The sequence below is a fragment of the Rhizobium sp. Root1220 genome, assembly GCF_001426265.1.
Lineage (GTDB): Bacteria > Pseudomonadota > Alphaproteobacteria > Rhizobiales > Rhizobiaceae > Rhizobium.
Genome location: NZ_LMDG01000034.1, coordinates 309159 through 321521, shown reverse-complemented (window position 1 = coordinate 321521; position 12363 = coordinate 309159). Strand labels below are relative to the sequence as shown.

At 60.8% G+C, this 12363-nt stretch carries 13 protein-coding genes; 5 read left to right on the top strand and 8 right to left on the bottom strand.

The features are described 5' to 3' along the window. The first annotated feature begins 4 nt into the window (after positions 1–4). Entirely contained in the window at positions 5–502 is a 498-nt protein-coding gene (locus ASC90_RS22855) for a DUF2244 domain-containing protein (RefSeq protein ID WP_056545805.1), read from the top strand. 69 nt (positions 503–571) lie between these two features. Beyond that, complete coding sequence (locus tag ASC90_RS22850; protein ID WP_056545572.1) at positions 572–1444, top strand: bifunctional helix-turn-helix domain-containing protein/methylated-DNA--[protein]-cysteine S-methyltransferase; 873 nt, start codon at positions 572–574, stop codon at positions 1442–1444. Positions 1445–1459: 15 nt separating this feature from the next. Here ASC90_RS22850 and ASC90_RS22845 read toward each other — a convergent pair whose 3' ends face one another. Then, positions 1460–2446, bottom strand: coding sequence for a sugar-binding transcriptional regulator (locus ASC90_RS22845; protein ID WP_056545570.1), 987 nt, complete (start codon positions 2444–2446; stop codon positions 1460–1462). A 373-nt stretch (positions 2447–2819) separates the two neighbouring features. Here ASC90_RS22845 and tal point away from each other — a divergent pair, with 373 nt between their 5' ends. After that, the gene (gene tal, locus ASC90_RS22840) at positions 2820–3785 is read left to right on the top strand and encodes a transaldolase (RefSeq protein WP_056545803.1); all 966 of its coding nucleotides are present in this window, start codon (positions 2820–2822) and stop codon (positions 3783–3785) included. A gap of 58 nt (positions 3786–3843) precedes the next feature. Here tal and ASC90_RS22835 read toward each other — a convergent pair whose 3' ends face one another. Further along, positions 3844–4680, bottom strand: a complete 837-nt coding sequence (locus tag ASC90_RS22835; RefSeq protein WP_056545569.1) for an amidohydrolase — start codon at positions 4678–4680, stop codon at positions 3844–3846. A 218-nt stretch (positions 4681–4898) separates the two neighbouring features. Here ASC90_RS22835 and ASC90_RS22830 point away from each other — a divergent pair, with 218 nt between their 5' ends. Together ASC90_RS22830 and ASC90_RS22825 are read left to right on the top strand one after the other, a co-directional pair. Continuing rightward, a complete protein-coding gene (locus tag ASC90_RS22830; RefSeq protein WP_056545568.1) occupies positions 4899–5630 on the top strand; it encodes an SDR family oxidoreductase in 732 nt (243 codons plus the stop codon). 65 nt (positions 5631–5695) lie between these two features. After that, positions 5696–6370, top strand: a complete 675-nt coding sequence (locus ASC90_RS22825; protein WP_056545567.1) for a DUF1345 domain-containing protein — start codon at positions 5696–5698, stop codon at positions 6368–6370. A gap of 65 nt (positions 6371–6435) precedes the next feature. Here the strand turns inward: ASC90_RS22825 and ASC90_RS22820 are convergent, their stop codons facing one another. From ASC90_RS22820 to ASC90_RS22795, 6 genes are all read right to left on the bottom strand, one after another. Further along, entirely contained in the window at positions 6436–6609 is a 174-nt protein-coding gene (locus tag ASC90_RS22820; protein WP_082520026.1) for a DUF1328 domain-containing protein, read from the bottom strand. 158 nt (positions 6610–6767) lie between these two features. Continuing rightward, on the bottom strand, positions 6768–8195 hold the full coding sequence (locus ASC90_RS22815) for a gamma-aminobutyraldehyde dehydrogenase (protein WP_056545565.1): 1428 nt from the start codon (positions 8193–8195) through the stop codon (positions 6768–6770). Between the two features lie 49 nt (positions 8196–8244). Further along, positions 8245–9060 carry an ABC transporter permease gene (locus tag ASC90_RS22810; RefSeq protein WP_056545564.1) on the bottom strand — a complete coding sequence of 272 codons (816 nt, stop codon included), beginning with the start codon at positions 9058–9060 and terminating at the stop codon, positions 8245–8247. Continuing rightward, entirely contained in the window at positions 9050–10018 is a 969-nt protein-coding gene (locus ASC90_RS22805; RefSeq protein ID WP_056545563.1) for an ABC transporter permease, read from the bottom strand. The genes ASC90_RS22810 and ASC90_RS22805 overlap by 11 nt, the downstream gene beginning before the upstream one ends. Beyond that, positions 10015–11001, bottom strand: coding sequence for an ABC transporter ATP-binding protein (locus ASC90_RS22800; RefSeq protein ID WP_056545553.1), 987 nt, complete (start codon positions 10999–11001; stop codon positions 10015–10017). Before ASC90_RS22800 ends, ASC90_RS22805 begins: the two co-directional genes overlap by 4 nt. Positions 11002–11159: 158 nt before the next feature. Continuing rightward, positions 11160–12320, bottom strand: a complete 1161-nt coding sequence (locus tag ASC90_RS22795) for an ABC transporter substrate-binding protein (RefSeq protein ID WP_056545800.1) — start codon at positions 12318–12320, stop codon at positions 11160–11162. Positions 12321–12363 lie beyond the last annotated feature (43 nt).

The window sequence follows — 12363 nt, the reverse complement described above, 5'->3', positions numbered from 1 at the left end:
AGCCATGATGGAAAGCAACGCCGACAGCGCCGGGGAGAAGCCTGTTTTCGCAGCGGAACTCTTTCCCTATCGGTCGCTTGGCCGAAAGGGTTTCAAGGTGCTTCTGCTGCTGACGGGCGGCGTGTGCATGACGTACGGGGCGTTCTTCATATCTACCGGCGCCTGGCCCATCGGCTTTTTCTTCGGGCTGGATTTTCTGCTGCTCTATGGCGCCTTCTTGCTGAACTACCGATCTGGGCGGGCGCGCGAGGAAGTTACGGTCTCGCGCACCGATATTTCCGTACGCAAGTTCGCGCCTTCCGGCCGGATGGTCGAGCATCATTTCAATCCATTCTGGACGCGCTTCTTCGTGCGCCGTCATCAGGAGATTGGCATCCTGTCGATGCACATCTCGGGACAAGGGCAACGGACGGACATCGGCTCCTTCCTCAATCCGGACGACCGCGAAAGCTTCGCCAAGGCCTTCAAGGGCGCCCTGGCGACGGTCAAGCAGCGGATATGATCGTTGTGCAAGAATCGGGTGGTTTGACTGCGGGCACTTGACTATCTCCTTGGTACAAGGAGAAAGATCATGAACATGATAGCCAACATGACCCAGGACATCACACCGGGTGGTTCCGACTACGAGACCGTCCGCCAGGTGATCGAGCTGATCACCGAGGATTATCGTGACCAGCCGTCGCTGGAGGCGATCGCCGCGCGCCTCCATCAATCGCCGACGCAATTGCAGAAAACCTTCACGCGTTGGGCCGGTCTTTCGCCCAAGGCTTTCCTTCAGGCCGTGACGCTCGACCACGCCAAGCGCTTGTTGCGCAAGGAGGAACTGCCGCTGCTGGAGACTTCGATTGAGGTCGGCCTGTCCGGTCCGAGCCGCCTGCACGACCTGTTTGTCACCCACGAGGCGATGTCGCCCGGCGAATGGAAGGCACGCGGCGGCGGGCTGACCATCCGCTACGGCTTTCATCCGTCACCCTTCGGCATCGCGCTGGTGATGGTGACCGATCGTGGCCTTGCCGGCCTTGCCTTCGGCGATATCGACGACGAAGCGGCCTGCCTCGACGACATGACCTGCCGCTGGCCGAATGCGGAGTATGTCGCGGATCGGCAGGCGACGATGCCCTACGCCGAGCGCATCTTCGAGCCGGGCAAATGGACCGAGGACCAGCCGCTGCGTGTCGTGCTGATCGGCACCGATTTCCAGGTTCGCGTGTGGGAAAGCCTGCTGAAGATCCCGTTCGGAACCGCGGTGACTTATAGCGACATTGCAAACGATATCGGGAAGCCGACGGCGATGCGCGCGGTAGGTGCCGCCGTCGGCGCCAACCCGATCTCGTTCGTGGTTCCGTGCCATCGCGCGCTCGGCAAGAGCGGTGCACTGACGGGCTATCACTGGGGGCTCACCCGCAAGCGGGCGATGCTCGGCTGGGAATCGGCGCACGCCTAGCGGCTCTCGAAGCTTTCACGTTGTGGCTTCCGCCAGCTCCAGCAGAGCCTTGGCCGCGCTTTCGTCGGTGATCAGCGTGTTGCAGCCGATGCGCTTGATCGTGGCGCGGATGGCGACGGCGCGGTGTGCGCCGCCCGATGACAGAACGATGTGCTTGGCCTTCCTAAGCGTGTCGAGATCGACCGACATGACGCGGCTGTTGATCGAGTGGTCGACCGTGTTGCCGTCCTTGTCGAGGAAGTTGAACATGGTGTCGCAGACGCAGCCGGCGTCGATCAGTTCCTGCAGTTCGGTTTTAGATATCCAGCCTTCCGATAGGGACGTCGAGTGCGGACCGATGTCGCCGCAGCTGACGATGGCGAGGTCGAGCGTCTCGGCCAACCGGTAGATCGCATCCAGTCCGCATTTTTCGACCAGATTGCGCTTCGTTTCCGTCGAGTCTACCAGCAGCGGTGCCAGGAACATGTAGCACTCGGCGCCAAGATGGCTGGCCAGCCGCCAGGTGTAGTCGAGCGGATTGGTCTGGTGGACGGCAACGATACCGCCGAGCAGGGACACGACCTTGCAGTTGTCGCGGCGCGGCGGTCGGAAGCTGGACAGGGATGCCGTCATCGTCCGGCCCCAGCCGACGCCGATTGTGTAGTTGTCGGGGATGGCCTCGGACAAGAACTGGCCGAGGGCCAGGCCGACACTCTTTGCCAGCGCATTGGGATCGCAACTTGCCGGTGCGGGCACGACGATCGCCTCGTCAAGGCCATAGGCGCGCTCCAGCTTGACGGAAAGCTCGACACAATCGCCGATCGAATCGTTGATCCAGATCTGGACTTCGCTTCGTTTCATCGCCTCGTCGAGCAGGCGAATGACGGTGGTTCGACTGATGCCAAGCTGCTCGGCGACATCCTTCTGTGTCAGTCCCTGATTGTAGTAGAGCCAGGCTGCGCGCAGTCTGAGGGAGGAGGCTTCGGAATAAGCGGTGTGCGTGCCGCGTTTAAGCTTGACCACATCTCCTCCGACGCGAATTGCGCCCTAGATCTATCTTCGATCCAGGCATGACCTCTGTCCCGGCGATAATGACGACTGTGACACTTATGTCAATTGAAATGCACAAATGTCCTTGACATGTCGAAGCCGGAATAGCGATAGTCTTTGCAGGAAGTCGTTCTATCGATCCGGGGAGGTAATGCGCGGACACGCGGAAGGCCACAACAGGCGTGGCGCGGCAGGCTAAAGTGCCCACACGCGGTTTCTTGTTCCGCAGCCGAGATAGGAAACGACGAATTTCATGCGCAGTATGCGGACCACCGGTCCGTGGATTACCTTGTTTCCGGGGCGGAATTCGCACCGATCGCAGCTCAAGTCAAAAGGACTATCGATCATGACATCCAAGCTTGACCAACTCCGCGAAATTACCACGGTCGTTGCCGATACCGGCGACATCGAAGCTGTTGCCCGCCTGAAGCCGGTCGATTGCACGACCAACCCGAGCATCGTTCTGAAGGCACTCGGCACGCCGATGTTCGCCGACTCGATCAAGGAAGCCGTTGCCTGGGGCAAGAAGCAGGGCGGTTCTCCCGAAGCCGTTTCGTCGGCCGTTGCCGACCGTCTCGCCATCTCCGTCGGTGCAGCCCTTTCGAAGCTGGTTCCCGGCCGCGTCTCGACCGAAGTCGATGCCGACCTGTCCTTCGACACCAAGGCGTCGATCGACAAGGCACATGGCATCATCGCCCGCTACAAGGAACGCGGCATCGAGAAGGATCGTATCCTGATCAAGCTCGCCTCCACCTGGGAAGGCATTCGCGCTGCCGAAGTGCTGCAGAAGGAAGGCATCGATTGCAATCTGACGCTTCTGTTCTCGAAGGCCCAGGCGATTGCCTGCGCTGACGCCAAGGCATTCCTGATCTCGCCTTTCGTCGGCCGGATCCTCGACTGGTACAAGAAGTCGACCGGCAAGGAATTCGCGCCTGAGGAAGATCCGGGCGTCCTCTCCGTTCGCGATATCTACAATTACTACAAGGCCAACGGCATCAAGACGATCGTCATGGGTGCATCGTTCCGTAGCGCCGGCGAAATCGAAGCACTGGCTGGTTGTGATCGCCTGACGATTGCGCCGAACCTGCTCGATGAACTGGCCAAGGATCAAGGGAAGCTCGAGCGCAAGCTGTCGCCGGAGATCACCAAGCCTGCTACGAAGATCAACGTCGATGAAAAGACCTTCCGCTGGATGATGAACGAAGATGCCATGGCGACCGAGAAGCTCGCCGAGGGCATCCGCGCTTTCGCCAAGGATCTGGGTATCCTTCGCACCATGGTTCAGAAGGAACTGCAGCTCGCGGCTGCCTGAGGCCACCGAGCATCCGAAATAGCGAGGGGCGGTGCCGATGGCGCCGCCCCTTCGCTTTTCAGACCGACCAGATGCGTTTGGCATTGGCCTGGTAGAGCTTGTCGCGCTCTTCGGCGCTGCAGCCCGCCGTCAGTGCATGGGTTGCCGCGACCCATGGCGTCAGCCCACCACCCAGGGTACAAACCGGCCAGTCGCTGCCCCACACGACGCGGTCCCAGCCGAAGCTTTCGATTGTATGCTCGACATAGGGCCGCAGGCTCTGAACCGACCAGCCGTCCAGATCGCCATAGGCGATGACGCCGGAGATTTTTGCAGTCACGTTAGGGCGTCGCGCGAACTCGGTGATGCCCTTGTGCCAGACGGCGCTCATGCCGTTCCGGATCGGCGGATTGGCGCAATGATCGAGGATGAAGCGGACGTCCGGATTGAGGTCAACGAGTGTCAGGATGCGCTCGAACTGATGCGGAAATACGCAGAGATCGAAGGTCAGCGGCGTTCCTGCAAGGCGCTTGATGTTTTCGCGGAAGAGCGACCGCTCGGAGGTATCGTCGGGAACCACGTGCAATACGCGCCGAAGGCCCTTGACGAAGGGATCGGCAAGGCATCGCTCCAGATAGGCGGCGAAACGTTCATCTTCCGGCCTGCAGGCCGCGATCGCGCCTCGAACGAGGCTGCCTGGGCGCTCACTGATTTGCAAGACGTAGCTGGTCTCGTCGTCGATTCGCCCTGGTGCGACGTCGACCTCCATGTGCAAGACGTTGGAGATGCCACATCGCAGCGCATCGCGCGAATATTCCTCGTAGAGGCTGTCGCGATCGAGCGCACCCGCGTCGGAGAGCCAGGGGTAGTCGAGGCTCACCCTGTCAACGATGTGCAGATGTGTGTCGAATAACATGCGATTCCTCCCTGCGGTGCTGCGCAAGATACGCCGTTTGTTCGGTTTGCCAAACGGCGGTCTCGACGCGGCGTTCTGTCAGTGGCCGGACCCTGGTCAGCCCTCCCGTGTGCTGCATCAGATCCCGGCTTCGGACAATGTGATTGACTGAATAATGAATATAATGTTTGCATATGAATGAATGCGCCGCAAGCGCGCCATACAGCATGGGAGAGGTTATGAGCCACGGTTTGGAAGGCAAGAAGGTGGTTATCACGGCGGCCGGGCAGGGGATTGGCCGCGCCAGTGCGGAGCGGTTCATCTCGCTCGGCGCCCATGTCTATGCCACCGACATCAACGAAAAGACGCTTTCCACGCTCGAGGGTGCAGAGAAGCATGTGCTTGACGTGCTCAATGGTGATGCCGTTCGCGCCTTTGCCGCGGAAATCGGCCCAATAGACGTGCTCTTCAACTGTGCCGGCTTCGTCCATTCAGGAACGATCCTGGAGTGCGACGAAAAGGACTGGGAGTTCTCGTTAAATCTCAATGCCAAGGCGATGTACACGACCTGCCGCACCTTCCTGCCCGGCATGCTGGAAAAGGGGAAGGGCTCTATCGTCAACATGGCCTCGGTCGCGTCCAGCGTGAAGGGCGTTCCCAACCGCTTCGCCTACAGCGCTTCCAAGGCGGCTGTGATCGGCCTCACCAAGTCGATTGCCTCCGATTTCGTCGCAAAGGGCATTCGTGCCAACGCGATCTGCCCGGGTACTGTTGATAGTCCGTCGCTGCATGACCGCCTGCGTGCCACCGGAGACTACGAGAAAGCGCTGAAGGATTTCATCGGTCGCCAGCCGATGGGCCGCATCGCGACGGCAGAGGAGATCGCTGCGCTGGTCACCTACCTTGCCGGTGACGAAGCCGGATTCACCACCGGGCAGATCCACGTCGTCGATGGTGGCTGGACAGGCTAACGCTATATTGCTCTTGCCGGTATCAAGCTGATACCAAAAGCAATCCGGGATTGGCGGAGCAAGCAATGGCAGACCAAATAAAACGCTCGCGAAACCGCCTCGTACTGATGGTACGCAAGCAGTCGATCTTTGTGGTCGCTACACTGACAGGACTTCTGGTCTTCCTGCTGCTTACGACACGAGACTTCAACGCTCGCAACCTGCTCGCGGGCTGGAACGTCGCTGCGGTCATCTTCATCGCCGCCACATGGAGGCGGATGTTGCGGGCAACTGTGGAGACGATCCGAAAGCGGTCGGCGGATCTTGATTTTTCCGATTCGCTCCTGCTGTTCCTGTCGATCGCCGCTGCCCTCGCGAGTATTGCTGGTATCGGCCTCGAACTGCATTCGGTAAAGGACGCGACGCCAAGCACTGCGGTCGCAAGAGCTTTCGCGGCGTTTGTCACGATATTGATTTCCTGGGTGTTTCTCCACACGCTTTTCACGGTGCATTACGCTCACCGCTTCTACGCAGGAGAGGGCAAGGGCGAGGGGCTGAAGTTTCCCGATGCGGTGGAGGAACCGGCATACTGGGACTTTCTCTACTACTCATTCACCATCGGCGTCGCATCGCAGACCGCCGATGTCGCGACGACCACGACAACCATGCGCAAGCTGACGCTGCTGCATTCGGTGCTGTCATTCCTGTTCAACACGACGATCCTGGCGCTCGCCATCAATGTCGGGGCGAGCCTGCTTTAGCGGTATGCGCGCGGGCGAGCCATTCGAGTATTCCGTGCTGATGTTTTCGGCGGAACGCAGGTGACCTAAAGAACCGCCTGGCCGGCCATTAATGCCAGGACGAGGAAGATCAGGAAGATCACCAGTGCGATGCCAAAGAGAAGGCGCGCAATCGTCGCTGTGGCGGCGGAAACGCCCGAAAAGCCGAAGAAGCCGGCGATCAGCGAAATGACAAAGAATATGAGAGCCCATTTCAGCATTGAATTTTCCTCTTGGATCGACAGCAGGATGACGCGGCACGGCGGAATTTGTTCCATCAGCCGTGCCTAAGAGGCTCTTCCGAGCGAGTATTTCCCGAGGATCCGAAACGCCGCCGCTGGCGGCCATGGCGGCGTTGGATTTTGAGGCGGCGGCTGAGTCAGCCGTGATTGATCATCACATGGCGAACGGCGGTGTAATCCTCCAGCGCGTAGACCGACATGTCCTTGCCGTAGCCTGACTGTTTCAGTCCGCCATGCGGCATTTCGTTGGTCAGCATGAAGTGGGTGTTGATCCAGGTGCAGCCATATTGCAGGCGGGCCGCCGTCTTCATGCCTCGGTTGATATCCTTGGTCCAGACCGATGAGGCTAGGCCGTAATCGCTGTCGTTGGCCCAGCTGACGGCATCCTCGACATCGGTGAAGCGGGTGACCGAAACGACGGGACCGAAGACCTCGCGGCGGACGATCTCGTCGTCCTGCGTGGCGCCTGCAATGACCGTCGGGGCGTAGAAGAATCCCTTGTCGCCGGAAACCTTGCCGCCGGTGGTGATCTCCATGTGCTTGTGCTCGGAGGCGCGCGCCACGAAGCTTTCGACGCGGTCGCGCTGGCGCTTGGAGATCAGCGGGCCGATCTCGTTTTCGGTGTCGTCCGCAAGATTGAACTTGATCGAGGAGACGGCCGACGAGAGATCGGCGACGAACTTGTCGTAGACCTTGGCGTCGGTATAGATGCGGCAGGCGGCGGTGCAGTCCTGACCGGCGTTGTAATAACCGAAGGTGCGGATGCCGGAAACCACGGCATCGATATCGGCGTCGTCGAAGATGATGACCGGCGCCTTGCCGCCGAGCTCCAGATGGGTGCGCTTAACGGTCTTGGCGGCGGCCTGGAGCACTTTTTTGCCGGTGGCGACGTCGCCGGTGATCGACAGCATACCGATCTTCGGGTGGTTGATCAGCGCATTGCCGACGCTTTCGCCGCGGCCCAAGATGACGTTGACGACGCCCTCGGGCAGGATTTCTGCAAGCAGCTTCGCCATCTTCAGTGCCGTCAGCGGCGTCTGCTCGGAGGGCTTGAAGACCACCGTGTTGCCGCCGGCTATGGCCGGCGCCAGCTTCCAGGCCATCATCATCAGTGGATAATTCCACGGCGCAATCGAACCGACGATGCCGATGGCGTCGCGGCGGATCATCGAGGTGTGGCCGGGAAGGTATTCGCCGGCAACCGGCCCATGCAGGTTGCGCACGGCACCAGCGAAGAAGCGATAGCAATCGACGATCGCCGGGATCTCGTCATTCAGCACGGCGTTGATCGGCTTGCCGCAGTTCAGCGCTTCCAGAGTTGCGAAGCCGAGTGCGTCCTTCTCGATGGCATCGGCGATCTTCAGGAGATAGCCGGAGCGCTCGCCGGGCGTCGTCTGCGACCAGCCGGTGAAGGCCTTTTCGGCAGCCTCGACGGCGGCGTCGATCTGGCCCAGCGAGGCCTCGGGCAGGTTAAGCACCGTCTCGCCGGTCTTCGGGTTGAGGATGTTTTCTTCGATCTCTGTGCCCGCTTCGAAGCGGGATCCAATCAGCATCGCGGTGTCCATGATGTTCTCCCTTGTCTTTTGTGGAGCGGGATGGGGCATCCCGCCCAGGCTATTTTCCGCCGCCGGCGACCTGATCGCCGTCACGGGTGAGGTAGTAGGCTGCGAGGATCGGCAGGAAGGTGACGAGCACGACGACCATGGCAACCACATTGGTGACCGGACGCTGGCGCGGGCGGATGAGTTCTTCGAGCATCCAGATCGGCAGGGTCGATTGCTGGCCGCCGGTGAAGGTGGTGACGATGACCTCGTCGAAGGACAGCGCGAAGGCCAGCATGCCGCCGGCCAGAAGTGCCGTGCCGATATTCGGCAGGATGACGTGGCGGAATGTCTGGAAGCCATCTGCGCCGAGATCCATCGACGCCTCGATCAGCGACCCCTGCGTGCGGCGGAAGCGGGCGACGGCATTGTTATAGACGACGACGACGCAGAAGGTGGCATGGCCGAGCACGATCGTCCAGACCGAGAACGGAATGTCGAACAGGCTAAAGGCGGAGCGCAGCGCGATGCCGGTAATGATGCCGGGCAGCGCGATCGGCAGGATGACGAGCAGCGAGATCGCCTCGCGGCCGAAGAACTTCGTCTGGCTGACGGCGGCGGCGCAGAGCGTGCCGAGTACCAAGGCGATTGCGGTCGCAATGCTGGCGACCTGCACGGAGAGGCCGAGTGCGGCCCAGACATCCGGCCGGTTCCAGGCCACAGTGAACCATTGCAGCGTCAGCCCGGGCGGCGGCCACTGGTAACTCTTCTCCTCGGTGGTAAAGGCATAGACGAAGATCAGCAGAATCGGCAGATGCAGGAACAGCAGCCCGCCGGCGGCGGCGATCTTCAACAGCAGCGGCGAGCGTTGGCCACTATCAGAGCGCATCGAAGGCTCCCTGTTTCTTGGCCAGCCAGAGATAGATGGCCATGATGGCGATCGGGACGACGGAGAAGGCGGCGGCGAGCGGGACGTTGCCGGCCGTGCCCTGCTGGGCGTAGACCGCCTGGCCGATGAATAGGCGTGATGAGCCGATGATCTGGGGGATGATGTAGTCACCGAGCGTCAGCGAGAAGGTGAAGATCGAACCGGCGACGATGCCGGGCAGCGCCAACGGAAACAGCACGGTGCGGAAGGTCTGGCTCGGCGTGGCGCCGAGATCAGACGAGGCCTCGATCAGGTTGCCCTGCACGCGCTCGAGCGCTGCTTGTGTCGGCAGGATCATGTAGGGCAGCCAGACATAGACGAAGACCAGGAAGGTGCCGATGTAGCTCACCGACAGCGAGTTGCCACCGACGATGGGCAACGAGAGGACGCCGTCGAGCAGCCAGGAGAGATGCAGCTTGGCGAAGATCCAGGTGAGGATGCCTTCCTTGGCTAGGATCAGTTTCCAGGCGTAGATCTTGACGAGATAGCTCGACCACAGCGGCAGCATGACGCCGAGATAGAACAGTGCCTTCCATTTTCCCTTGGCGTAACGCGCCGCGTAATAGGCAATCGGGAACGCGACGACGGCCGAGGCCAGCGTCACCATCGCCGCCATCAGGATGGTGCGCAGGATGATGTCGAAATTGGTGGGGCTGAGCAGCTGTGCATAGGTCGCCAGCGTGAATTCGTAGTTCACCAACCCGGAGAAATCGTCGATCGAGAAGAAGCTCTGAAGCAGAAGCGCCAGCAGCGAGCCGATATAGATGACGCCGAGCCAGAGCAGCGGCGGCGCCAGCATCAGCAACAACAACAGCTTCGGGTGTCGCCAGAAGGCGTCGGAAAGGCCGCCGAATAAACCGCCGCGGCCGGGCAGGATCGAGGTTGGCATATCTGGATTGGCAAGCACCAGCGTGGTCATGCGGTGCCATCCATGTAGTGGATGTCGAGCGGCTGCCATGCGAGGCGGACATTGGCGCCGACATCGGGCACATCGGCGCCGGCCGGCATCATGACGTGCAGGCGCGTGCCGCGGACATCGACAGTGAGGCGGGTGGCGGCACCGAGGAAGCTGGCATTCTCGACCCTGGATTCGATGCCGTCGCGGGACAGGCGGATGGCTTCCGGACGCAGGCTTGCCCAGCGCTTTTCGCCGCCAAGCAAACCCATCAGGTCGGGGGCGATGACGTTGGAGGAGCCTACGAAATCGGCGACAAAGCGGGTCTTCGGCCTGTTGTATATATCCTGCGGCGTGCCTTCCTGGACGATGCCGCCATCGTTGAAGACGGCGACGCGGTCAGCCATCGACAGCGCCTCTCCCTGGTCGTGGGTGACGAAGATGAAGGTGATACCAAGCGCGCGTTGCAAGCCCTTCAGCTCTTCCTGCATCTGCTCGCGCAGCTTCAGATCGAGTGCGCCGAGCGGCTCGTCGAGGAGGAGCACTTTCGGCTTGTTGATCAGAGCCCGGGCAAGTGCCACGCGTTGCCGTTGGCCGCCCGAGAGCTGGCCGGGCTTGCGGGCGCCATAGCCGGGGAGTTTCACCAGATCGAGCGATTGTTCTGCCGCCCTCGTACGCTCGGCCTTGCCGACGCCCTTGACCATCAGCCCGTAAGCGACGTTGTCGAGGATGTTGAGATGCGGGAAGAGGGCATAGTCCTGGAAGACGGTATTGACGTTGCGGCGATAGGGCGGAATGCCCTCGGCGGTCTCGCCGAAGATCTCGATATGGCCCGCGGTCGGCTGCTCGAAGCCGGCGATGAGGCGCAGGCAGGTGGTCTTGCCGGAACCGGACGGGCCGAGCATCGCGAAGAACTCGCCGGGTGCGATCTCGAGATCGACGCTATCGACGGCGCGAACCGGGCCGAAATGGCGCGAGACCTGTTGGAAACGGACGGCGGGTGTCATTTTGGGCTCCTAAGCATGCAAAAAGCATCTCTGAACAGTGCAGAGATTGGGTACGGAATTCCCGGATGAATTTCCCTTCACTTCAGGAAGGGTTGAGGGGGCCTTTTAAGAGGCCCCGCCTTTAAGCTCCCTCCCGCGCCGGGAGGGCATAGAAGCCGTTAACGCCCGCCGATCACACCGATATAGTCGGAAACCCAGCGATGATACGGAACGCATTCGCCCTGCGATGTGCACTTCGCGGTCGGTGTCTTCCAGAACTTGATCTTGTCGAAATGATCGTAGCCGTTGGTTGCACAACCCTGGTCGGTCATCAGTTCGTTGCCCTTGCAGGCAGCCGGAACCGAGGGGACCGCGCCGAACCAGGCGGCAGCGTCGCCCTGGACTTTGGCGGAAAGGGAGTGCTCCATCCACATATAGGCGCAGTTCGGATGCTCGCTGTCTGCGTGCAGCATGGTGGTATCAGACCAGCCGGTGACGCCCTCTTCAGGGAAAGTCGAGGCAATCTTCTGCTTGTCGGCCTGCATCAGGTTGACCTGGAAAGGCCATGAACCGGAGGCAACGACCCCTTCGTTCTTGAAGTCATCGATCTGGATCATCGCATCATGCCAATAACGGGATACGAGCGAGCGCTGGCCGCGCAGCACGTCAAGGGCCGCCTTGTACTGGTCTTCGTTCAGTTCGTAGGGATCCTTGATGCCGAGTTCCGGCTTGTGGGCCATCAGGTAGAGGGCGGCATCGGCGACATAAATCGGGCCGTCATAGGCCTGTACGCGACCCTTGTTGGACTTGCCGTCGGGAAGGGTTTCCTCCTCGAACACGACCTTCCAGCTGGTCGGTGCCTTATCCTTGAACGCATCGGTGTTATACATCAGAACGTTCGGCCCCCAGAGATATGGCACGCCGTAGTGAACGTCGTTTACCGTGTACCAGGGAGCATTCTGCAGGCGCGGATCAACGTTCTTGAAGCTCGGGATCAGGTCGGTGTTGATCGGCTGGACACGCTTGCCGGCGATGAGGCGAAGCGAGGCGTCGCCCGAGGCGGTGACCAGATCGAAGCCGCCTTCGTTCATCAGCGAAACCATTTCGTCGGAGGTCGCGGCGGTTTTCACCGAGACCTTGCAGCCGGTTTGCTTTTCGAAAGCGGTGACCCAGTCATAGTTTTTGTCGGTTTCGCCACGCTCGATATAGCCCGCCCAGGCGACGATGCTGACCGCACCTTCGCCCTTGCCCAGGGCCTTCAGCGGTTCGGCGGCTGCAACCTGCGTCACGAAGCTCAAGCTCGCGAGCGCAACCGTGCACGATTTCAGAAGGTGCTTCATCATCTGTCTCCCGGTTGGATGCCACTTTTGTGGCGTTTTGTTC

Excerpts from the sequence above, each read along its gene's own strand:
- ASC90_RS22855 (WP_056545805.1), top strand. The coding sequence starts at position 5 with ATGATGGAAAGCAACGCCGACAGCGCCGGGGAGAAGCCTGTTTTCGCA.
- ASC90_RS22850 (WP_056545572.1), top strand. The coding sequence starts at position 572 with ATGAACATGATAGCCAACATGACCCAGGACATCACACCGGGTGGTTCC.
- tal (WP_056545803.1), top strand. The coding sequence starts at position 2,820 with ATGACATCCAAGCTTGACCAACTCCGCGAAATTACCACGGTCGTTGCC.
- ASC90_RS22835 (WP_056545569.1), bottom strand. The coding sequence starts at position 4,680 with ATGTTATTCGACACACATCTGCACATCGTTGACAGGGTGAGCCTCGAC.
- ASC90_RS22830 (WP_056545568.1), top strand. The coding sequence starts at position 4,899 with ATGAGCCACGGTTTGGAAGGCAAGAAGGTGGTTATCACGGCGGCCGGG.
- ASC90_RS22825 (WP_056545567.1), top strand. The coding sequence starts at position 5,696 with ATGGCAGACCAAATAAAACGCTCGCGAAACCGCCTCGTACTGATGGTA.
- ASC90_RS22820 (WP_082520026.1), bottom strand. The coding sequence starts at position 6,609 with ATGCTGAAATGGGCTCTCATATTCTTTGTCATTTCGCTGATCGCCGGC.
- ASC90_RS22815 (WP_056545565.1), bottom strand. The coding sequence starts at position 8,195 with ATGGACACCGCGATGCTGATTGGATCCCGCTTCGAAGCGGGCACAGAG.
- ASC90_RS22810 (WP_056545564.1), bottom strand. The coding sequence starts at position 9,060 with ATGCGCTCTGATAGTGGCCAACGCTCGCCGCTGCTGTTGAAGATCGCC.
- ASC90_RS22805 (WP_056545563.1), bottom strand. The coding sequence starts at position 10,018 with ATGACCACGCTGGTGCTTGCCAATCCAGATATGCCAACCTCGATCCTG.
- ASC90_RS22800 (WP_056545553.1), bottom strand. The coding sequence starts at position 11,001 with ATGACACCCGCCGTCCGTTTCCAACAGGTCTCGCGCCATTTCGGCCCG.
- ASC90_RS22795 (WP_056545800.1), bottom strand. The coding sequence starts at position 12,320 with ATGAAGCACCTTCTGAAATCGTGCACGGTTGCGCTCGCGAGCTTGAGC.